The following is a 21,839-nucleotide window of genomic DNA, read 5'->3' on the forward strand; positions in this document are numbered from 1 at the left end:
CTTCGCATTTCCCGGTGGAGCTTTCTCACTTTTCGCCAGCTCCGCAATTGTATCGAACGGAGTCGCCTTCGGATCCAAGCATCCAAGTCTTGAAATCGTTTCAGAACATCACCTGATCTTCTGAAGCGCCTTATGTGTAGCTTGAATGGTCATAGACTCCTCCCGGGCTTTGAGCGCATCAACTTGATTTGACCCATAATGCCATAGGGAAACGTGATATAATCCGGCGTATGCTCCTTGCCTTCGGTCCGAAACGAGCCCCAGCTCGTCACTCGCGATTTGCCTCTCGCCACGTGAAAGGGTCCGAACACATTGCGCGGACTGCCCATCACTTCGATCTCCAGCCGATTGTCGCCTTCCGCCAAAAAGCCGGTTATATCGAGACCGTCCGCCGCCCTCCACGGGATGTAGCCGGCCGTTACGCCGTTCACCCTCACTTCCGCAACGACCGCCGATACCTCGCCGAGCTTCAGAATCGCACGATAATCGGGTTCATGACAATGCTTATAATCCAAATGATAGATTATGCTGCCGCAATAATGATAATAACCTTGCAGGCACCAATCGCCCGCGTGCAGCAGGGTCGGCTCAGCAATGATGCTGCGTTGCGGGCTAATCCCGAAATTGCCGATCACATAGATGTCTTCCATTTCCATATCGTTCGTGTATTCGCAGTCGAGAATCAGCTCATTGATTCCCTTGCGTAAGCCGCTTAGTTTCACGCATGAGATCGAACGATCCATATACCAGCCTTCCGCCGTTGAAGCAAGCTCTTCGCCGTTGCAGCGAATGCGGAATCGTTCCGCCCCCTCGAGCGCGAGGGAAACTTCGCTCTCTGGCACCTCATCGATATGTAACTCGAACCGGAATAGAACCTCCGTCCCATCGTTCGGATGCTTTTCCCCGATCCATTTGTACCGCTGCGTGATGCCATTGTAAAATACTTGCCTCATCCCGAGCGTATCGCGAATATGGCGCTGCGCTTGCCACACCTCCATCCGCTCGGACCAGCTTCCGCCCTGCATCCGGTAACGGCATTGATCGAGAGTCAGCACGTTGGGCATCGACCGGGTGAACCGGAACCTCGGCCCGAACGCCGCATACAAGTCGTTGTCGTTAAACGCTACCGGCACCGGGGCCGGTGCTTGTGCGGCAGGAGCCGCTGTTTCATTAATCATGTACAGCTTCGAGCCGGCCGGTTCGAATGAAGCCCGAAACCGCAGCTTGCCTTCGCAGAGCCACGACTCAACTTGATGAACCTCGCCAGTCAGCGCATCCCATTCCTCTACGGTACCGATAACGGCCGTTTCGATCCGCGCGTCATGGCCGCGATTGCGGTCATTGTTAACGATGAACAGCGAGCTGCAGCCTTCAGACTTCCTAAGCATATACAACAAGCCGTCTTCTTCGGTCCCTTGCTGCCCGCGAATGGATACTTGGCGCGATAGGCCCGAGCATTGATCGAGCCAATCCATAACCCCAGCCGTATCCGCAACCGCCGTGAAGTGCGGATGATTCGTCAGCTTCGCTAGATCTTCCGACGTTCGGCCTTCCAACATCATTGGCAATGGCTGCATGGCAACGACGCGGCCGCCCGCCTCCAGAAAAAGCAGCAGCAGCTCATAGGTGGTGCGCAGCATGGTGGAGATGCTTGGCATGACCACCGCCTTGTAGGCCGCCTGTCCGATGATCAGCTTGCCGGGCTTCACTTCGCCGATCTCGCTCATAATCGTCTCGTCTCCAAGGTCGCAATCGTGATGCGCGCCGAGCAGCGCCCTGAGCAAACGATTGAACTCGTCTCCGTACCGATTAATGCCGGGGATATCGCGATCCCTGCCCCGGTTCGGCATGCCGTATGGATTGGAGCCAAGCAGCGACCAAGCCGTCGAAGCCGGATGCAGCACGAGGATGTCCCTAACCGCGCGCCCTTCGGTCAACACCGCGCCGAGCCGTGCAAAATAATCCTCGACAACGTGATTGTATTTCCACCAGCTTGTATTGTAATTAAACACCGGCGGATAATCCCGCTTACGGCAGCCTTTAATGGAATATAGCGCCAAATGTTGCGAACGGAAGTTGACCCCGAGCACATATTGCCAGTCGCCGATCCACTTCTGACCCTCGAACGTAAACTCCCATCCAGCGCAGCCATACGTTTCCGTCATCACGCGCTTACGGCCGTATTGATTTGCTACGCTCGTGCACTGCTTCACCGTCATATGCTCATCGGTCGATTCCGTCAACATGTCGATGCCGGGTATATGTTGATACCGATAATGCGGCATGATGGCGCCGCCGACCCGGGTGCCCAGACCGAGCTTATCCTCCTGCAAATAATGCCCTGTAAACGACAGGCCGTTATTGTCGCACCAATCGTAAATCTGCTTCGAGAACGCGTCGGTGAATTTCTCCGATACGGTGCGCCAATAATCATGGCGAGCCCAGGAAGAGCGGTCGCTGTCAAAGAACAGATGAGGGACTTCCTCGAGCAGATCGTAACCGCGCCGGCTCTTGAAGTAATCGGGGAATGAATACGTCCACGGCACCCAGCCGCGTCCTTCCGTAAACCTGCAATGCCGGTCATTGACGCTTGGTTCGTCGGTGAACACGCCTTTGATCGTTTGGCCGAACCGGTCGCCGACCTTAGCCTTGTATACCTCGTACGTCTCGTCGATGAACCGGCGAACGGCCTCTGGATTCATGCTGTCCGGCGGCGCCTGGTCATTAAACCATTCGGAAGGTGCTGACACCTCGACCCGAAACACGAGAAGCCCCTCGGCCGCTTCAAGCGTTTTAACCGGCTCCGCAAGCGGCAGGCGCTCACAGCGGTACAACTTCATCTGGTCGATACGCGCCTTGAAGAGCGCCACTGTCCGATCATCGGCTAGGTATGGAGCAGAGGCCGTTCCGCATCTGCCGTCTTGAAGCACCTCTACCGTCAGTCCCTTGGAGCGATACTCGTCGCCGATCGCCGGCACTTTGCCGCCCGCCGTGCCGGAAGGCCAACGATCCTCGTCGTACAGCCATGCCTCCATGCCGAGCTGCTCTGCCTTCATCACCGAAGCTTCGACCGCCTCCATCCATTCCTCTCCCAGATACTCGGTTTCCAGTCCGTCCCTCGCATGCATAAAGAAGCCGCCGATTCCTTGCTCCTTCATCCCTTCGATTTGCCGCATCAATTCATCAACATCCAGCTTGTCGTTCCATGCCCAGAAGGGCGCGGACCTCGCTTCTACAGGCGGTTCCGCAAACTGCTTGCGCAGCATAGCCAAGTCGCTCATCTTGCCAACTCCTCCCCATCAAGCAACGTAGGATTACTTCGAAGCAGCTCGGGAACGGCCTCCGCATTCCCCCCGACACAGGCTGTAAGCATGCGCCATACGTCGTTGCCCGCGCCGCCGCTGAACGGGACTTCCCTATCTGTTTTCAGTGTGTCCGGTTGTACAAGCTTCCTCATCGATTCATCCGCCTCCTTAATCAGCTTAATAGGTTCAACACTTCGAGCAGTCTTGTTGATTTGTGCGCGTGAACAAAAATCAGCAGCCAGCCTTGCGGCCTAGCTGCTGTGTTTGTTGCAAGGTGAGTAGGACCCTGAATTAATTAGGCTTCAATAGCGCTTGTTCCTGAACCGCCTCCATCAGCGCGACAGCGCTCCCTTCTTGTTGGCGCCGTCATATAGCCAATCCAGCGTTCGGGAGCTTTCGCTGAACGGCGATACGTCCCGCTCCTTCAGCTCCTGATCGGCGGCGATGACGCCGAGCACCGCGTAGGCTCCTATGCCCAGGTTCAGCATATGGCTTCCGGCCTCGTACAGAAAAGCGTGAACGTTAACGCTCGGGTAGAAGGAGGTCTTGATTCCTTTGCGCAATACGGGAGATAAGCCTCCCCGTTCATCCGCATGCGTATTCTCGTCCAGGGTCGGAACCTGAAGCCATTGCGGGTCGGAGGAATTGAAATAGCCGACTAGCACGCGAACCGGCGCGTCCGTCTCGAACTCGACGGCCATTCCGCCCTTCGCCGCTTCCGCGCGGCTGAACCGGACGCCGGTCAAGCCTTCGAGCTCCTCGGCGCAGTTCTGCACGTATACCTCGCCGTCGGTGAAGAGCAAGCTGTCCTTCGACAGCGTATACGTCTCCATGCCGGTGGATTTCAGCCTGAAGGCGGCTTCCCGGTACGGCTCGATCTTCACTTCTCCGCTTACCCGCGATGGCAGCTTTCCGGCCTTCAAGTCATTCACGCTGGCTCTAAAGCCTGCGAGCTCTTCCTCGTAAATCGGGAGGCAGTCCGTCCAATGCTTAAATTTCCGGCCGTCGGGCACCGGAATTTTACGGTGCGCCGTCAGCATGCTGTTCGCGTACAGGTACGTGTTCTTAGTCAGCTCCGTCAGCTTGCGGTACCAATCCACGCTCTCCTGCAAATAAGGAACGGCTTCCTCCAACAGATTTGTATGTTCCAGGTAGTTGCCGTTCACCGTGTGTTTGTACGTCAGCACTTGGACGGCGGCCCGCACCTTGGCGCCGTAGAAGCGCACCATGTACAGAATCGCTTCCACGTCGCTCGCGATTCGGTCAAATTCTTCCCTATTGTCTGTAACATGAGAGCTTGCGCGCTGTATCGCCGTCCAGGCTTGCTCCGCAAACAGCTCGGCCGATTCGATAACGTCGATCGGCGTCTCCCCGATGTGCGGTTCATCCGCCAGCTCTCGCTGGACATACAATTCGAGCCGCTCGCCTTGCGGCGCGTGATCCTCCCACAGCGCTCGATATGGGGAATAACGGTCCGGATTGGTCAATTGGCTCATCGTCATCCCAAGCGACAGCGTCTGCCGGTTGCCCTCCGTAATGCCGAAGCGGCGAAGAAGCCGCGGCGCACACTCGCCAAAAGCGTCATAGGCTTCCAACAGCGCAGCGCCCGCTTCCCTTGACCCGAACAGCGAAGCCAACTCCTCTATCCAATAGTGGCGTTCCGTCTCCGGATCGCGGTCAGGGTTCCATGCATAACGCGCCCATGCGGCATACCACATCCAATCCCGCTCCGCCTGCTTCAGCCTTGGCGTCGTCTTGTCGCCGCTGTATGGCCAATCCCAGAAGAAAAGTGGGTAAAGGTGCAGCCCGTTCGCCTTCTGCCGATCCTTTGCCGCTTGCATGCTTTTCTGAATGAAGGCGGGCGAGCCGTAGCGGAATGGCTCCAGATTCGCGAGCACGTGGACGTTGACGATATGAACCGACTGCATCCCGCTCAGATTGTTATGGGTATGCTTCCAGCCGCCTCGCGGCGTCCAGGTCGTGAGCGACTCGCCGTTATACTTGGCTTCGGTGAATAAATTCGGGTAATGCGAAATCGCCTTCTCGATAATCGGCTCCGCCTTAACCGCGTGCGCGCGGAGGATGATCGGCGGACGTTCCTTCACCTTCAGATCCCGGAGGCCTTCGTTAACGCCTGCCAGAATCGTGTCCGTGAACCATTCGGCGCCGTACACGTCTCCCTGCATCGCCTCGCCCAGGCACAGCATGAGCCCGACGCTCGGGTAGGACCTAACGAATTCCGCGATCGATTTGCGGGTGTAATCGGCGGTGATCGGAAGCGGTTTCGGCTGATGAAGCTCCAAGCCGTGTTTTTCCGCGAACGGCAGCGGGATATGAATGTTGTAGAAATTCAGCACGACCCAGATGCCTCGTTTGTCCGCTTCTACCGTCAGCCAGCCGAACGTCTCGACGTTGAGGTTGTACTCCTCTTCCGTCACTTCCAGCGCCTCCGGATAATCCTTAAGCTTCAACAAGGAGGAGAACGGATGGGCCGACCAGATGTATACGATATTGCTCCGCTGCGCGCAGAGCATGTCCAGGTATTCCGTCCACAACGCCTTGTCGTAGAACCAAGGGAAGCGATCCGGCGTAATCGGGTACTCGTATGTGCGGCGCGGAGGCTCGATTTCCGTCTTTTGCAGGCCGAGCACCGGGCCGCGGATCACAAACTTCGGCGTTTCGCCATGCGCAAGCAAATCAGGAACCCGTCCCTCGCGACGAATCCGTCCGGCCAGCTCCTGAGCTCCGTACAAGGCGCCGGTATCGTTGCCGCCCGAAACCACGATCAGATTCCCCGGCAGCGTGGCGATGTAGAAGCCTTCCTTGCCCGGCTCCTCCGAATGATAAAGAAGGACCTCCTGATTCTCAAGCGTTCGGATAAATTCCGATTCTTCCCGGTTGCCGACGTAAATTTTGAGCTCCGGCGATTTCCGGTAGGTCAAGGAGCTCCACTCCCCGTCCGCAGTCTCCGTCTCGAAGCCGCATGCTTCCAAAGCACCCTTAAGCAGCGTCAAGCCGTAAACCATCCGAGGCGATGCTTGTTCCTGGATCCCTAATCTGATTTTATTCATGTCGATCCTCCGCTTTCCATTTATTCTCTAACGATTGCCAAGTCGATTGTAGCCAATGATAGATATTCCGTCCGCTAACCTCGTGGACGCCGGGGAAAATATCGGATTGTAGCCTATGCTCCGCCCCTTCTTCTCGGTAGATGTTCCGCAGAATCTCGACGGCTTCGCGAACGGAGCCGGCAGGGAAGATCGGGTCGTTCTCGCCTGATTCGACGAACAGCGGACGCGGCGCAATGAGCCCGATCCAATCTGGCAGCTCGGCATAATCAAGCACGCCAGAAATGTAATTGTCGATGCAGTGATTAATCGACAAAATGCTTCCTTTATAAGTGCTGGTGAATCCACAAAGGACAGCGGCGTTGATCCGCTCGTCGATTGCGGCCGCGTAAGCCGCGAGAAAGCCTCCACCTGAGAAACCCATGCAGCCGATTGCCCGAGGATCGGCCTCCGCCCGCATCGCAAGGTAATCGAGCGTCCTGATTGCTTCATAGACGCGCAAGCCAGCAAGGGACATGCCGTGCATGAGCAATTGTCCCGTTAAGGAATTGCAAGAGCTGCGTTCTTTGCCGGGAACGGTATCGCGGAGCAGCCTGCGGTCGCCAAAGCCGATCATTTCCGGCGCAGCGACGATATGGCCCTGCCGTGCAAGCTCCAAGGCGAATCGGTTATGTCCGCCTTTCTTCACGCTCATCGTCCCGTCAGGCGCAAACCCCGCAACCTCCCGGCTTCCGTATCCGTGTCCATGCAGCGCCAGCATGCCGGGAAGCTTGCCGGAAGAATTCCCGGGCAGCTCCCAAGTCCGACTGCTTTCTTTAGGAATGAGAACGTAGACAGGCATGCGAAGACCGGTCACCGTTCCGATCTCGACGCGCTCCCGGACATAATCGTCATACTCCGTTCGTTCCAGGAGAATCGGATCGAGCGGCGCGCGCATTTCCTCGAACGGAACAAGCGCTGCTCGCAGATGTTCCTTCTGAAGCGCTTTCCGCTCTTCGCGGCCAAGTTCGGATTGCTTCTTTCTTGCCGCTGCGGACCGTTCATATAAAGTTTCCATAAATTTGTCAGGATTCCACATGTCGTAAACTCCTTTCCCAAATAGGCGCTATCGCAGGACGTACGAACGTAATGCCCTATTGAATCGAGTCAAGCACCGTCATACGCTTGTAACGTAACAGCTTCACCCATGGGGTAAGTTCAAAGCAGCTGTTAAATAGATCTGGAGGTGTCTTTTTTTATGACGTATTCTGTAGAAGCAAAAGAGTTTATTTTTGAAGAAGATCGCCCCTTCGCGAGCTGTCATGCGTCCACGCTGGTCGTCCTGCCGGACGGCGACGTGCTGGCCGCATGGTTCGGGGGCTCACGCGAGGGCGCTCCCGACGTGGCGATCTGGACGGCGCGCAGAACGGACGGCGGGTGGTCCGCTCCGGTCAAAGTCGCGGACGAGGAAGGCCTTCCGCATTGGAATCCCGTTCTATATCTCAGACCTGACGGCAAGCTGCTGCTCTTCTACAAGGTTGGCCCCCGCGTTGCCGAATGGCACACCCGCATTATCCATTCCGACGATAACGGCTTTTCCTGGTCCGAGCCCAAGGAGCTCGTGCCCGGCGACATCGGCGGACGGGGACCTGTCAAGAACAAGCCGATCATGCTCCGGAACGGCACGCTGCTCGCGCCGAATTCGCTTGAGCCCGCATGGGACGCTTTTATCGATATTTCCTCCGATCATGGCGATACGTGGACGCAAATGGCGATCGTTCCGCTCGATCACGGAAAGCTGAAGCTCAAAGGCATCATCCAACCGACGCTGTGGGAGTCGGAGGACGGCTCCGTCCACCTGCTGGCACGGAGCACCGAAGGCGCTATGTACCGCAGCGATTCACAGGACGGCGGCTTCACTTGGTGCGAAGCTTATCCGACCGATATGCCGAACAACAACAGCGGCTTCGATCTTGCGCGGTTATCGGACGGAACGCTTGCCATGGCCTACAACCCGACTGTGCCGCGCGAGGACGATCCGAAGGGAAAAGGTCCCCGCACTCCGCTCGTGCTTCGGTTATCCCGCGACGATGGCGCGACTTGGGGCGAAGAGCTTCCGCTCGATTCGGGCATCAGTCAATATTCGTACCCCGCGGTCGTCGCCCATGGCAACAACATCTATATTAGCTACACATGGAGAAGGGAGCGAATCGCTTTCTACCATATCGTCTTGAAACAATAGTCAGCGATTGCTCCCGAAATCAACCCTTTATATAACGGCCGCGCGCACCTCTTCGGGATTCCAGCCGTCGCGGCCTTCCAGTACGCTTCGTACCGTCAATGCCGACGCCTCTTCTTCCGTCAAATATCTGGCCCACTCTACCCGGGCCGCAGACTCCGCTCCCGGTCCCACGCTTCCGTATTCCGCATACCTCGCCGTTTTTTCCTTCGCTGGATCGCGCCAGTTGTCCCAGCCTTCCGGACGGATATGGCTTCCCATCCACGTATGAACGAAAATCACGCTTCCGTGCGGCCTCCAAGGCCGGCCGAGACTGACGGTCGCGGGAGGCGCGGCTCCGGTTAGTCTGCAGTTCATAAAGACGTAGCCGTAAGGCTGCGATTCTTCCGTGGAAGCCGCCGTCACAAAGCCGTTATGACGATCGAGACTATGAAGCTCGCAATCCTTGAACACGGCTGTCGCAGATCCGAATATGAAGTCGACGTGTCCCTCGATATAGCAGCGATCGTACAATTGTCTGCCGTTGCCCGGCGTATACAGCGTATCCTGATGGCCGAGTATCGCTACGTTCCGGAAGATTGCGCGATCTCCCTCCACATGTAGCGCAAGCGCTTGTCCCCGCTTCTCCAGCCTGCTGGCCGAATTAGCAAAGGTCATATTTTCAGCATAAAAATCTTTTGCCAATATCGTGAAGGATGGCGTGTCGTACGTCGTCATTTTCTCGCCGTTCGGCTTCAGGGTCGACACTGAATCGTCATAGAAGATGACGGCTCCGTCCCGGCTTTCACCCATCATGCACAAATTGGTTTTACTTGCGGGAACCGTTACCTTCTCCTTGTAATGCCCGTTTTTCACGACGATCAGCGTGCGTTCGACGGCATGATCCGGCGCTGCCGCGATCGCTTCCGCAACCGTTCGGAAATCGCCGTTTCCGGATTGATCAACGACCAATGTTCGCATGCGAGTTCCCCTCCTTCAGCAGGCCAGCCGCGCGCAGCGTGGCCGCAATGGTATTTCGCGCATCTGCGCCGACGGGCTGCACCGGCAGACGCGGCGAGCCGACTTCGATTCCCAGCTGGCTCAGAATCTCCTTGAGCCCTGACGGGACCGTTCCGAACTGCATCAGCTTGCGGACAACCGCGATGTCGGCTTGCGATTTCGCGGCTTCCTCCAACTGCCCTTCCTGCCAGTGTTTATAAATCGAGACAACCGTATCGGGAGCGACGTTGGCGGATGCCGCAATCGCTCCGGCGCCCCCTGCAAGCAAGGTCGACAAAATGAACGAATCCGTGCCGGCCAAAACCGCAAAGTCGGGACCCGATTGTTGAATCAGCTGAAGCACATGCTCGTAATTGCCGCTTGAATCCTTTACGCCGACGATATTGGCAATGCCGGACAACGATGCCACGGTTGCCGCTTCCAGCATAATGCCCGTGCGCGCAGGTATGTTATAGAGAACGATCGGCAAATTCGTCGAGCCTGCCGCCGCTTCGAAGTGACTGTGAAGCTCCGATTGGTTGAGTGGAACGAAGTGAGGCGTAATGACGGATAAAATATCGGCGCCCGCTTCCTCCAATTTGCACGACAAACGGATCGTCTCTGCTGTCGTAATCGCGCCGGATCCCGCGTAGAGCGGGACGGCTCCGCCGATCTCGTCGGCCGCGATTCGGACAAGCTCAATCTTCTCGTCTTCCGTTAGCGCAAAAAATTCGCCGTTCGTCCCGAGCACGAATATGCCGTGCGCTCCCGCTTGAAGCAGACGCCGAATCATCTGGCGGACGACGGGTTCGTTAAGCCGCCCCTCCTGGTCGAATGGCGTCACCATTGCGGGTATAATTCCGTGCGGTTTAATCATATACGATGAACTCCTTTGCCCTGATTTTGGTTTTCGCCATGAGTGGCCGCCTCGCGGAAGCGAAGCGCATGATGCAGCACTTCCGAAATAACCCAAGAGGGATTCCAGGTATTGGATCTGCCTCTTCCTTGGAAGTTGGACTGGAAGAACCCTTCCGCTTGTTCCCCGACGACGGTGAAGCCCCACTCGCCCGGCTTGGTGCAAATGCCTTGGCCGAGTGCGCCAAAGATCGTGCGCGCCAAGCGCACGTACGTCTCGTTGTCGGTCATGAGGCCGAACTGCCACAGCTCGAAGGTAGGGAAAAAGACGTCGAGATGATGGTTCTGCACGCTCACCCCGGGCCAGCCGACAGCCTGGAAGCCGCTTTCCCTGAACGCCGTGCCGCGATCGTAAGCCGGGTTCCACATATACACGTAGGTAAGCTGCCAATCCGCGGCGATCTCCGCCCAATTGCGGAAATGAGGTTCCCCGGTCAGACGGAAGAGCTCGAAGGCCGCGATGAAGAAAAACATGCCCGCTTCCTTGTCCTCGCATCTTGCGTCAAGCGTAGATCTGGCGAACGGCCGTTCAAAGGTTTTGGCATGCAGCGCGTAATAGCGCTCCATGCTGGCGCTGGCGGCGTCAAGATACGTCCGCGCGCCCGTCACCTGCCAGGCTTTGATTAACGCGATCAGGCATGGAATGCCGGCGGCCGTAATCTCCGTGTCCGCGGCGCTGCCGTCCGGCTTAAAGGCGGAAGGGAATATGCCTGAAGGCAATATGGCCCCAAGTATAAAATCCGCGGATTGCTCGAACGCGGCCGTCCAAGCGGAAGGAACCTGCTCCCCCCGGCTGCGGAACAGCAAAATGATATCGGCGAGGTCGCTGACGGTTTCGCCGAAGGCGCGGCTCGAGATGACGGGCTCCTGCTGCCAGCGGAAATTTTCCCACCGGTCATCCGACAAATGATACGCGCCGTTCCTGAGACCGGGCACCGAAGTGCCGCTCTCGCCGAGATAAAAGTCGACGGCTTTCCTGCATCGCTCGATACGCTCGCGCGATTGACCGTCTAAGCCCAAAGACGCATCGCACCAAGCCAGCTTCAAGCATTGTCCGGTCCAGCCGTACATGTAATGAAGCCCATGCTTCTTCGACACGAGCCCGAACGAATTCCGGTCGTTGAACTTCACGTAACCGGCCGACCGGTCCGTCTCCCGCCATCGGTCATCCATGGCCGCCGTCTTGAGTCGAATCAGTTCATCCAGCGATAGCGGATTGGCGCCCTGCGGATCGTACAGCCGAACGGCGCGGTGCACGACCTTCGAGAAAGCCTGGCCGGGCTTCTCCTGCGGACCCCATTCCAAAGCATAGCTTTTCTCGAGCGCAAAGCCCGGAGCAAAATCGGTATAGCCGCCGGAGTATGGCTCGATTTGGCTCTTGCTCACGTACACGATATCCTTCTCGCCACCAAACATCAGAACGCCGCTCATCGCCGCGATAGATATGTTTCCATCGCGCTGATACGCGCCAAGCGAGCCGTAATGGACGACGCCTTCCGGATCCTCGATATAGGAAGGAAGCGAAAACATCGAAAAGTATCGCCCGCCGGAGTTCTCTTCGTTCCACTCGACGTTCACGCATGGGATCGGGAGCCGATGCTCCTCGCAAATAAAGCCCTTGCCCTCGCCGATGCCGAGATGCGGCACAAGCCTGGCGGGATCCGCCGACGGGTTGTTGTTGTAGATCATATGGGGGATCGTCACGTTTTCCTTGCCGCGGGAGGCGAGCTCCCATTCGAGCCCGACCGCAGCGTCGCACAGGGTTCGATCAGAACGATTCTCCCATTTGGGGCAAACCCGTAGCAGCCCTTCCGCATCGAACTTCAGTTCCAATGCGAGGAACATTTCGCCGCCGTCCGCCTCGATCCGCAGCGTGCCGCCATGCTGCTCGATTCGCGCGGCATGTAGCCGAATCCGCTCTTCACGCCATGGACGTCCCTCCGAGTAAACCGCCATAAGTCCTAGCTTATTGCTGAAATAAGGCTCGGAGTCACCTTCGCGGGACAATTGGATATAAACATCGTTGTCCGACTGCCATACATCCACGCTTCGGCGCTCGGCCGGACTCGTTATACGATAAGCGTTCATTTCCAGCGCTCTCCTTCCGATTTCCGTTCTGCCGCCCGGTTGGACGGTGAAGTCTTCGCCTTCTACGCCGACGCTTGCTCCTTCTCCGGTTCGTCCTGCTCCGCGCCTTCGCCGATTTTGCGCAAACGGAGCGCGTAGTAGAGCTCTCCGGGCAGCTTGATCTGGAACCGTTGCTGATACGTTTGGTCCAGCCGTTCGATCGTCATATTCCATGTATCGATAATATCCACCGCGAATTCGCCTGTCTGCATCCCGAAGTCGCGCGACGAGAACCGGTGCGGTCCGAAATATTGCAAATAATATTCGCCCCGCTTCTCGAGGGTCGAGGCATCGTGTCGCTGCCTGCTGTATGTCAGATAGCCTGGCGCATCCTCTAGCAGACCGCGCAGGAAGGCGATCCGCTCCACGCTCTCGCCGAGCAGCTCGCCGCCGTGAACCGACCAGCTTGTTCCGTCCGGCCTGCGAAGCGATTCCCCATGGGCCGCGAAGCCGCCACGGGACAAGCCTTCCCAAATTCTGTACGCCATGTCTTCCGGCGTCAACGCGTCCCAAGGCTCCGCTCCAATACCCTCGCGTCCGCAATCGTCAATGACGATCGGCTTCTCGTATTGCAGCGTGAAGTCGGAGGCAAGCATCACGTCCTCCTGACGGAGGCTGACATGCGTCAGCCAGGGAACGCCCCAATCGAAAGCGGAAGGCGTGCCATGGATCGAGCACAGATGATGTCCGTAATCGCATTCGCGAAGCGTCTGTAAATAAGCGCGCCAATCGACTTCCCGCCTCCGCGTTCCGTCGCCCAGGTCTGCCATCGTCCACCATACGTTGCGATAAGCGGCCAACCGGGAAACCGCATAACGGATATAACGCTCTTCCTGCTCCGGGGTCAACCGAATGGAGCCTTCAAGGTCCATGGAGGCCGGGAATAGGATCAGCTCCGCTTCCACGCCAATGCGGGACAAACTCTCCACGCAGGCCTCCAGCTTCGCGAAATAAGCCGGCTCGAAGCAATCACCGTCCGGCTGGCCGTCCTGGCGAATGGCAAACGGAGATATAACCGTCTCGCCGTTCCCCGCATGACCCGCCTGCGGGACAACGCTCATCCGAGCTTTGTTGAAGGGCGATGCCGTCAGCGTCCGGATCGTCCGGTCGCGGCTCGATTCGTCCTGCACATGCCAGGCCTCAAGCAGCGTTCCGAACGGCGTATACGGCTTGCCGTCCGCATAAGCGAACAGCGTCGCGTTCGATACGCTCACCGGTCCGTGATTATCGGCCCCCGCCGGCAGGCAATGGAATTGTCCGGCGTATCCTCCGGCTGGGGCGGACGCGCCTTCGATGCGAAACGACCATTCCCCCTCCTCGTCCGGCATGAACCGGATCAATAGTCTGCCTTCGCCGTCGTAGAAACCTTCTGCCACGAAATGACGATCCTCTTTGCTGAATTCAGCCCACAGACCGGAGTCCGCGAACAGCCCGTCGTCCTCGCGCCCCTTCAGTTGCAGCTCGAATATGCCAAATCGCTCTACTTCTTTTTTATATTGAATCACGCCGTTCCCTCCTCTCAAACTGCTTGCGCGCGCAAGGCGATATAAGGTCTAGCCGGCAATGCCAAGTCGCTCTGCCCCGTGAAAGTGCCGTCAAGCGGCGTTATCGTCATCTTCCAAATATCGATGAGCTCGATCCGGTATTCCCGATCTTGGGACAGCGGGAGCTTATAGGACGAAAGCCGGTATTTGCCCAAGTACAGAAGCGCATAGCCGCCTTCCTCGCGAGCCTGCATCCAATCCTCCGGACCTTCCTCCATCACTTGGCGCAGGAATCGGATCCGCTCCGGACTTTCACCGTACATTTTGCCGCCGCTCGATATCCAGGCTCTTGTCGGCTTGTTCTCGAAGCATTCGCCATGGGCGACGAAGCCGCCTTTGGTCAGCCCCTCCCAATAGCGGTGGATCAACTCGAGCCCCGTAATGTTCCCCCATCGCTTGGCGACGTTGCCCTCGTAGGAAATTTCGTCGACGACGATCGGCTTGCGAACGGCTTCCCGCCATTCGGTGGTCGGACTAGTATCCCAATGCTGGATGCTCTGGTGCGTGAGCCACGACTTGGAGAAATCGTACAGGGACGATTGTTCGTACATTTTGGTGCCGTTATGAATCGACCGCAGCCGCTGGTACGGATCCTTCCGCTGCACGTATTGCAGCAGCCGGTCCCAATCCTCGATCGTCTTCATCTTGTTGAAATCGTATTCGTTCGACAGCGACCACCAGACATTGCGGTACGCGCCAAGACGGGCGATGACGTATCGCAGATAGTAGAAATCCTGTTCGCGCGACATGCTGTTGAAGCCCCAGCCGCCTTGCTTGTCGTAGGGATGGAACAGAATCAGGTCGGCTTCCACTCCGAGCTTCATCAAGTCGCCGATCCGTTCCTCCAGATGGGCGAAGAACGCCGGATTGAACCGGGTCGTATCCGCATCCTCCGGGCATGTTCCCGCGAAGGCGACCATCTCCGGACGCATATCCCGCGTAGGGAGCAGGCACATCCTGACTTTATTAAACGGGGACTGCCCGAGCTCTTCCAGCGTTTGCAGCTCATGCTCTTTGCTCCCCGTATGCGTCCAGTGATAACAGGTCGTGCCGAACGGCATATATGGCGTGCCGTCCTCGAATGCAAACAAATAACCGTCCTTGACTCTTACCGGCCCGTGATTTCCTTTCGACGGCGATGTGCAGAGGAAGCTTCCCGTCGCGCCGTCCAGCTCAGACGTGCCGCTCTTCGTGACGTATCGCCACGTTCCTTCCCGATCCGGCATGAACCGGACCCGATAGATCCCGTCCCCGTCATAGAATCCTTCCACCTCGACCCGATCGTTGCGGTATTCGAAGGTCGCCGACACGGCGACCTCCTCGAACGGATTGCCTGCCGAAGGACCGGATAAAGCAACCTCGAATATTCCCCAGCGTTCCACTTCCTGCATTCCCATTAGCGCACTGGCACTCCCTTCCATTCGTTGTTATTCCACAAGGCCGGTCCGCTCGACGCCTTCGGTGAACCAGCGCTGCGTAAAGAGGTACAGCAATAGCGGCGGCATGACCGCGAGAAACGACTTCGCCATGTCGAGCGACTGGGCGAACAACTGCCCTTCCTCCGTCGAGATGTCTCCCGTCGCCTTCACCAGCGCGATGGAGAGCGGAACGTCCTGCATCTTGAACAGGAACATCATTGGAAAATAACTGTCGTTCCAGCTCCAGACGAAAGAGAACAGGAATACGACGACAATCGCCGGCGTTGCGATCGGAAGCATAACCTTGAAGAAGACTCTGTACAGGCTTGCGCCGTCGATCTTCGCCGCTTCCTCCAGCTCCTTCGGCAGAATGGAGAAAAATTGGCGGTAAATGATGACGTATAGCGCGCCCTTCAGGCCGTGCCCGAACAAGGCCGGGATCAGCATCGGGAAGTACGTATCGATCCAGCCGACTTCCCGGTACATAATAATCAGCGGCAGCACCGTGACCTGCGGCGGGATGACGAAGGCGAAGATCAAGCACACGAACCAGAAGCGCTTGAACGGAAACTTTACCCTGGCGAACGCGTATCCGGCCATCGCGCAGGCGACGAGCTGAAAGAGCGTCGCCCCGATCGACAGTCCAAAGCTGATGCCAAACGAAGTCGGGTAGTTCAGCAGCCTCCACGCCTCTTTCAGATGCCCCCAAAAAATCTCCTTCGGTATCCAGTTCACGGTCGGATCCAACAAATCGCCGAGGCCTTTCACCATGGTGGATACCATATATAAAATAGGATTGAGATACAGATAAGCCGTTTCAATCAGCACGATGTAAATAAATACGCGAAACAGCAATCCCTTATCGGCTTCCCGCCCGAGCAGCAGCAATCGAAGACGCTCGAGCAATCCAACCTGGCTGAACCGCTGCTGCCGCTGCCTTAGGACATTCCAAACTTTCTCCATCCTTCTCTCCTCCTACCTCGTTTGCGTCGTGTTGCGGACCGCTCTTCCGAGCAGCAGCACCACCAGTCCCAAGAACAGCAGGATGATGATGAAATAGACCCAGATCAATGCGCTGGTCGGACCGTATTGCGTCGGATTGACGCTCGCAATGACGGGATTGCCGGGGAAAGTAAACAAATCCACAACGGTATAAATCGTATTCAGCAGGACGAACGGCATCATGCCCGGCAGGGTGATTTTCCAGAACATCTCCCACGGATTCGCGCCGTCGATGCGCGCCGCCTCGTAAACGGACGCCGAAATCGTCTGGCGGCCCGCAAGGAACAGTAGAATCTGCACGCCGGAATACCACAAGATAAGGACGAACGAGTTCAAGACGCTTACGATCGGCGTCGCCCAGGAGCCCGGCAAATATTGCGTGAGCGTCGTCGAAATGGAGAACTGCTCCAGGAATCCGAGCTGCCCCCTCCCTTGACTCAAGAAGCGTTCAATGATATTGCCGGAGGAGAAAATAACCGGCAGGAAGAACACCGCCCTGAACAAGCCCCTTCCCAGAAACTTTTGGTTCAGCATGATCGAAATCATAAAGGAGAAGATGACGATGATCGGAATCATGAACAGAATCTGCCTCAGAAACGGCAGCAGCTGGTCGTAGAAGACGCCGCCGTCCTCGAACAAAAGATTATAGTAATATTTGATGCCCACATATTCATGCAGGATGCCCGTCCCGGTAATGCGAACGTTATGAAAGCTCATATAGAGCGAATAGAAGAGAGGGAACGATACGAACAAGAGAAACCCGATAATCCAGGGCAAAATAAGGAAGATGCCTTCGTATCGTTGCGACAATCGGTTTTTTAATCGTAACAATCCGTTCACTTCGCCTCTCCCCCTTTCACCACGACAAAATCTTGCGCTGGAATCTTTATTCCCAAGACGGTTACCTCGGTATCGTTGTAGTTCACGATAATTTTCTTCCCGCCGGAGTAAACGGACTCCTTCACCTTAGGAGCGAGCGTGCGGTTGTACGTCATGAATTGGCCCTGAACATCTCCGAGCGCTTCGTTAAAGCGCTTGTACTCCTCGATGATCGCGGCTTCCCAATCGTCGTAATTCAAGCTGTAATGCCAGATCGTGTACGCCCTCTTCATCTTCTCCGTCTCTGCTTTCATGACGCCGAATGTCGGCGCCGCTCCGTATTCGATGCTCCGCAGGAAATCCTTGCGGTATTCGTCCCTCGCATTGCCCCAGTTCATCGTATACGGCACTAGGCCGTGCAGCGACATTTGGGCGAAAGGAACCGCTTCGTCGAAGAACAGGTCGTACGAATAATCGCCAGCCAGTTGCCTAACGGCATCCGTGCTCTGCAGCGAGTAAGCATTGCCGCCCGCGACCGTTACCGAAGGAAGCTTCGACTGCACGGCGTTCAGCAGTTCGCTTTGCAGCGATGCAGCCTCTTCCCGGCTGGTGAGGGATCTGCGATTGTAATCGCTGTACAGCATGTAGCCGGTTCCCGTGAGATGAAGTCCGTCTATGCCCAGCGACGCGAATCTCTTCAAGGCGTCTTCCATCTTGTCTAACGTTACCTTCGGACTCACGATCGCAACCTCGTCGTTCGATTGCAGGCGAGGGAACTTCATGATGGAACCCGCTTGGTCCTGCGTCGCTTGCCTCTTCGGATCAAAGTCGTCGCCGTCGGTGTTCAGCGTGAAATCCGTCTCCAGAATGACCGTATCGCCCTTTGACTTCGCGTATTCGGCGAAGCTTCGCATGCCGTCGTTGCCGCCAAGCCGCTTGTCGACCTTCACGCCGAAGCCGAGTCGGCTCGCGCCTCCGGTCTGCCAGCCTTGATAGGTGACGATCAGCCGGGGAACGCCCTGCGCATGCAGCCGATCGACGATCGACTTCGCTTCGTCCGTCGTCGTGCCGGGAATGAACCGGTTGCTAAGAAACCCCTTCTCCGAATCTCCGCCGATAAGATCAAGGTAAAGCGGCAGCTCGGACTCGCTTGCTTCCAACTGCTTCAGACCGTTTTCCTTCATCAAATGCTCTCGGTATTTCGCGGCCATGCCGGAATAGTCGCTTTTCGATTCGGGAAGGACGTAGTAACGGATTTTGCGGTCTCCGCCGAATTTGACTTTGCTGAACGTAAAGAAGCCTGCTGTCTTGTCGTACGTCGTCGGCTGGAAGTATTGAAGCCGGTAATTATGTTCTACGGTAGCCCAGGCATACTGGCTGTACACCCCTGCGGGCGCCGCGAACATATATCCGTATTCCTCGCCTTCGTCCGCAACGGCCAGAAAGCCGCCGCTTCCCGATTTAATGCCATAGATCGGCATCGTAATCGGCCTCCGGTTCGTGTAGACCGAGTTGAACGCGTAGTCCGTGCCGTAGATCGGTTCGCGGTATACGCTGCGGTCGTTCGAAATATTTTCCTTGATCCGGTAGACGGCGCCCGAGCCGTCCGGCAGGAGCATATACTCCTCTTCTTGCCCGCCGGGCTGCTTGGCGCCCAGAAACGGATATACCTTCAAATTGATCAACGCGTCTTTGCCTTCGACGATCTCCGAGTCGATGACCTTTGTTTCCACATAATCGTTCTTAATACGGACCTCGACCGGAATCGCCATCTGAATGGACGGCATCGCATAGGTGACGGCGAAGCCGTCCTCTAGCTGCTTCCAGCTCATGATGCCGCCGTTTAGCGAAAGAAGACTGCTCACCTTCACTTCCGTCTTGCGCACGCTCGTGGCCGTCTCCAGCATGATCGGCGACAAGAGATGGCTTCGCCAAGTACCGGAAATCGTCTCCCGCGGCCAGTCCTCCGGATTCGGATAAGAGCGCAGCTCGTGCCCGTCCCGTTTGTCGCGAACTTTGAAATGACCGGTGTTCTTATCCGCCAATAACACAAGCGTCTCGCTTTCGGCTACTTGCACGAAATCGGCTTCGTTCGGCAGCTCCCCATTCGTGCTGACGGCTGACTTGATGCCTTCGGGAATGACCGCCTCCTGAACCTGCTCCGTCCGTACCACGTCCGAGCTTGCGGAATGGGTCCACAAGTATATGCCGACCGACGCTACCGCCGCCGCCAACGCCGCCGCAGGAAGCAGCTTGCGCAGCTTGATGTAGGATTTGCTTGCTTCCGTCAACGCGCCGACACCTCCTGTATGATCGAATAGATAAAGCTGCGCAGCTCGGTGCTTAGACCGAACAGAATAAAGCACAGCACGCCGATAATAATCATCGTTACGGCCGTATACAGTAAATTGACCACGGTCTCGCCTACCGTGTAATTTTGAAGCGATTGCACCTTCCACACGAGCAGAAGGAAAATCCATACCATCATGCCTGTGTGAAGAAAATTGTAAATCGATTCTTCGCTAAGCGACATGCCGTTCGAGATCAGCGTAAGCGGCAAGCCGACTACGATAAACGGCGTAAGCGCATAGGCGCTGCCGACGAACACGTCCTTGAAGCGTCCCTCGCCCCGCATGATGCTGCTGACCAAATAATTGGATACGACCCAGCCGATCCATACCAGGAAAAATTGGAGGAATACAGTAAGTCCGCTGAGCGGCATGATCGCTTCCATATTAAAGGTGAAGCTTGTATGCGTTCGAGACACCGCATAGGAGATATACGCCAGCGCCAGGATAACGAACGCGCTCGCATAGCTTCCCTTATGCTCGTAGCGGAGCGCGGAGAAGCCGTCGATCGGATGCCTCAGCACGTAAAGCGAATGTTTCATCTGCCCCAGGAAGCGCGATCGCGGCCGGAACCGGATCGGCGAATTCAGCAGAACGGGATAACGTTTCGCCGCCATTCTATAAACGACGTACAAGGCGACCGTAACCATGATCAAGTTCATGAACAAACCGAATTTGTCCTGGAACCACTGCAAGCGGATTTGCCAGAACGCGTTCGAGTAACCCTCTTGAACGCCGGCGTCGCGGAACAGCTTTTGCGATTCCGCGTAATCCCCGCGGGCGTAGGCGGACTGAGCCAGCCCGATCATCGCGGGCGTATAGTACGCGTTAAGATGGAGCACCTCGCGCCAAAGCGGCTCGGCTTCCTTGTACCTGCCGTCGACGGTTAGGTTGTTCGCCTTGTAGACGAGCGCTCCGAACTCGGTTTGGCGGTACGTCTGGATCAAATTCGCATTGTCGTCCAGGATGAACAGTTCGTTCTTCGAGTTGATGTCGATGGCCGACGGGCTCTTGACGATGCCGAGCTGCGTCGTGTTCGGACTTGCGTCCCCGGACCAGAAGAACAGCAGGTTGCCGAACGCGTCGTATTGGCTGATCATCTTCGAATCTCCGTCGACAACGGAGAAGTTGCCGCTAGCGTCGATGGCGATGTCCTTCAGATTCACCATCTGTCCGATCTGGCGAAACCGGTATTCGCCGAACTTTTTATTGCCGTCCCCCAAGGTGCTGCTGGAACCGAGAAAATACTTGCCGGCATTGTTCAGCTTCTTCACTTGGTCTTCGGTCAAACTTTCTCCGAATGAAACGGTGTACGTAAACCCTCGCTCGTCGATGTTTACGTTGTTGATGGCCGGAGGCAGCTTGCTGAGCTGCTTCTCGTACATCTCTTTCGAATAGATCATTCGTTTGATCGAGTCCAGGACGGTGAAAGGCACCTTATTGGCCGCGAAGAAGCGGACAAAGCCGCCCTCGGGATCGAGCTGAAGCAGACCGTTATAGCTGCCGAGCGATACGATATACAGGAATCCGCGTTTATCGACCGCGACCTTGATCGGCTCGAAACGGTAATCCGCCGGAATAAACCTTGATTCCGGAAGCTTATATTCCTTCAGCAGCTTCCCCTGCTGGTCGAGCATCACGATCCTGGCGTTTCCCGTATCCGCGACATATATTTGGCCCTTCTCATCGACGTGCAGCCCCTGCGGATTGGACAACGGCGTACCTTCAAGCGCTGGCAGCACGCGGTCGAATTCGCCGTTCGGATGAAACACGACGACCCGATTGTTCCCCGAATCGGCTACATAGATCCGGTCCTGGGCGTCGATGAACAGATCTCGAGGCTGCATAAGCGGCGACTGCGCTTGTTTGGCGGGATCATTGGGATCGGGGACGAATATGTCCCTGCCAAGCACCTGCTCCGGCGCAAAAGCGGCTTGCGTCCAGACAAGCGATCCGGTGGCGGCCGATCTGTAATTCGTTGAATAAGGATAATCGGCGGATACTGCCGCCGGAAAGACGACCCATACGAGGCACACGGCCAGCAAGCCCCGCAGGAGACGGATCATTTTGGATTGTGCCGGCTTCATAATTTCTCCT

At 56.7% G+C, this 21,839-nt stretch carries 14 protein-coding genes; 1 reads left to right on the forward strand and 13 read right to left on the reverse strand.

Annotation, left to right across the window (positions count from 1 at the left end; genetic code table 11):
• Positions 1–149: 149 nt before the first annotated feature.
• From GYMC10_RS14990 to GYMC10_RS15005, 4 genes are all read right to left on the reverse strand, one after another.
• The gene (locus GYMC10_RS14990; RefSeq protein ID WP_015735261.1) at positions 150–3,281 is read right to left on the reverse strand and encodes a glycosyl hydrolase; all 3,132 of its coding nucleotides are present in this window, start codon (positions 3,279–3,281) and stop codon (positions 150–152) included.
• Positions 3,278–3,457, reverse strand: a complete 180-nt coding sequence (locus GYMC10_RS14995; RefSeq protein WP_015735262.1) for a hypothetical protein — start codon at positions 3,455–3,457, stop codon at positions 3,278–3,280. The genes GYMC10_RS14990 and GYMC10_RS14995 overlap by 4 nt, the downstream gene beginning before the upstream one ends.
• Before the next feature lie 180 nt (positions 3,458–3,637).
• Entirely contained in the window at positions 3,638–6,376 is a 2,739-nt protein-coding gene (locus tag GYMC10_RS15000) for a hypothetical protein (protein ID WP_015735263.1), read from the reverse strand.
• Positions 6,369–7,451: a dienelactone hydrolase family protein gene (locus GYMC10_RS15005; protein ID WP_015735264.1), complete on the reverse strand. Its 1,083-nt coding sequence runs from the start codon at positions 7,449–7,451 to the stop codon at positions 6,369–6,371. Before GYMC10_RS15005 ends, GYMC10_RS15000 begins: the two co-directional genes overlap by 8 nt.
• A gap of 159 nt (positions 7,452–7,610) precedes the next feature.
• On the opposite strand from GYMC10_RS15005, the gene GYMC10_RS15010 reads away from it, so the two are divergent.
• Positions 7,611–8,594: a sialidase family protein gene (locus GYMC10_RS15010; protein WP_015735265.1), complete on the forward strand. Its 984-nt coding sequence runs from the start codon at positions 7,611–7,613 to the stop codon at positions 8,592–8,594.
• Positions 8,595–8,621: 27 nt separating this feature from the next.
• Here GYMC10_RS15010 and GYMC10_RS15015 read toward each other — a convergent pair whose 3' ends face one another.
• The 9 genes from GYMC10_RS15015 to GYMC10_RS15055 form a co-directional block, all read right to left on the reverse strand.
• Entirely contained in the window at positions 8,622–9,551 is a 930-nt protein-coding gene (locus GYMC10_RS15015; RefSeq protein ID WP_015735266.1) for a pectinesterase family protein, read from the reverse strand.
• Positions 9,532–10,446 (reverse strand): 4-hydroxy-tetrahydrodipicolinate synthase, encoded by a 915-nt coding sequence (dapA, locus tag GYMC10_RS15020; protein WP_015735267.1) that lies wholly within the window; start codon positions 10,444–10,446, stop codon positions 9,532–9,534. Before dapA ends, GYMC10_RS15015 begins: the two co-directional genes overlap by 20 nt.
• Positions 10,443–12,572, reverse strand: a complete 2,130-nt coding sequence (locus GYMC10_RS15025) for a hypothetical protein (protein ID WP_015735268.1) — start codon at positions 12,570–12,572, stop codon at positions 10,443–10,445. Before GYMC10_RS15025 ends, dapA begins: the two co-directional genes overlap by 4 nt.
• A gap of 62 nt (positions 12,573–12,634) precedes the next feature.
• On the reverse strand, positions 12,635–14,116 hold the full coding sequence (locus GYMC10_RS15030; protein WP_015735269.1) for a DUF5605 domain-containing protein: 1,482 nt from the start codon (positions 14,114–14,116) through the stop codon (positions 12,635–12,637).
• A 14-nt stretch (positions 14,117–14,130) separates the two neighbouring features.
• Positions 14,131–15,552 (reverse strand): DUF5060 domain-containing protein, encoded by a 1,422-nt coding sequence (locus GYMC10_RS15035; RefSeq protein WP_041621994.1) that lies wholly within the window; start codon positions 15,550–15,552, stop codon positions 14,131–14,133.
• A 30-nt stretch (positions 15,553–15,582) separates the two neighbouring features.
• Positions 15,583–16,536, reverse strand: a complete 954-nt coding sequence (locus GYMC10_RS15040) for a carbohydrate ABC transporter permease (RefSeq protein WP_015735271.1) — start codon at positions 16,534–16,536, stop codon at positions 15,583–15,585.
• A gap of 12 nt (positions 16,537–16,548) precedes the next feature.
• A complete protein-coding gene (locus GYMC10_RS15045; protein WP_015735272.1) occupies positions 16,549–17,415 on the reverse strand; it encodes a carbohydrate ABC transporter permease in 867 nt (288 codons plus the stop codon).
• Positions 17,412–19,685 (reverse strand): DUF5696 domain-containing protein, encoded by a 2,274-nt coding sequence (locus GYMC10_RS15050; RefSeq protein WP_015735273.1) that lies wholly within the window; start codon positions 19,683–19,685, stop codon positions 17,412–17,414. The genes GYMC10_RS15045 and GYMC10_RS15050 overlap by 4 nt, the downstream gene beginning before the upstream one ends.
• Positions 19,682–21,829, reverse strand: coding sequence for a YIP1 family protein (locus GYMC10_RS15055; RefSeq protein ID WP_015735274.1), 2,148 nt, complete (start codon positions 21,827–21,829; stop codon positions 19,682–19,684). Before GYMC10_RS15055 ends, GYMC10_RS15050 begins: the two co-directional genes overlap by 4 nt.
• Positions 21,830–21,839: the final 10 nt, after the last annotated feature.

This window comes from Paenibacillus sp. Y412MC10 (genome assembly GCF_000024685.1).
GTDB lineage: Bacteria > Bacillota > Bacilli > Paenibacillales > Paenibacillaceae > Paenibacillus_AQ > Paenibacillus_AQ lautus_A.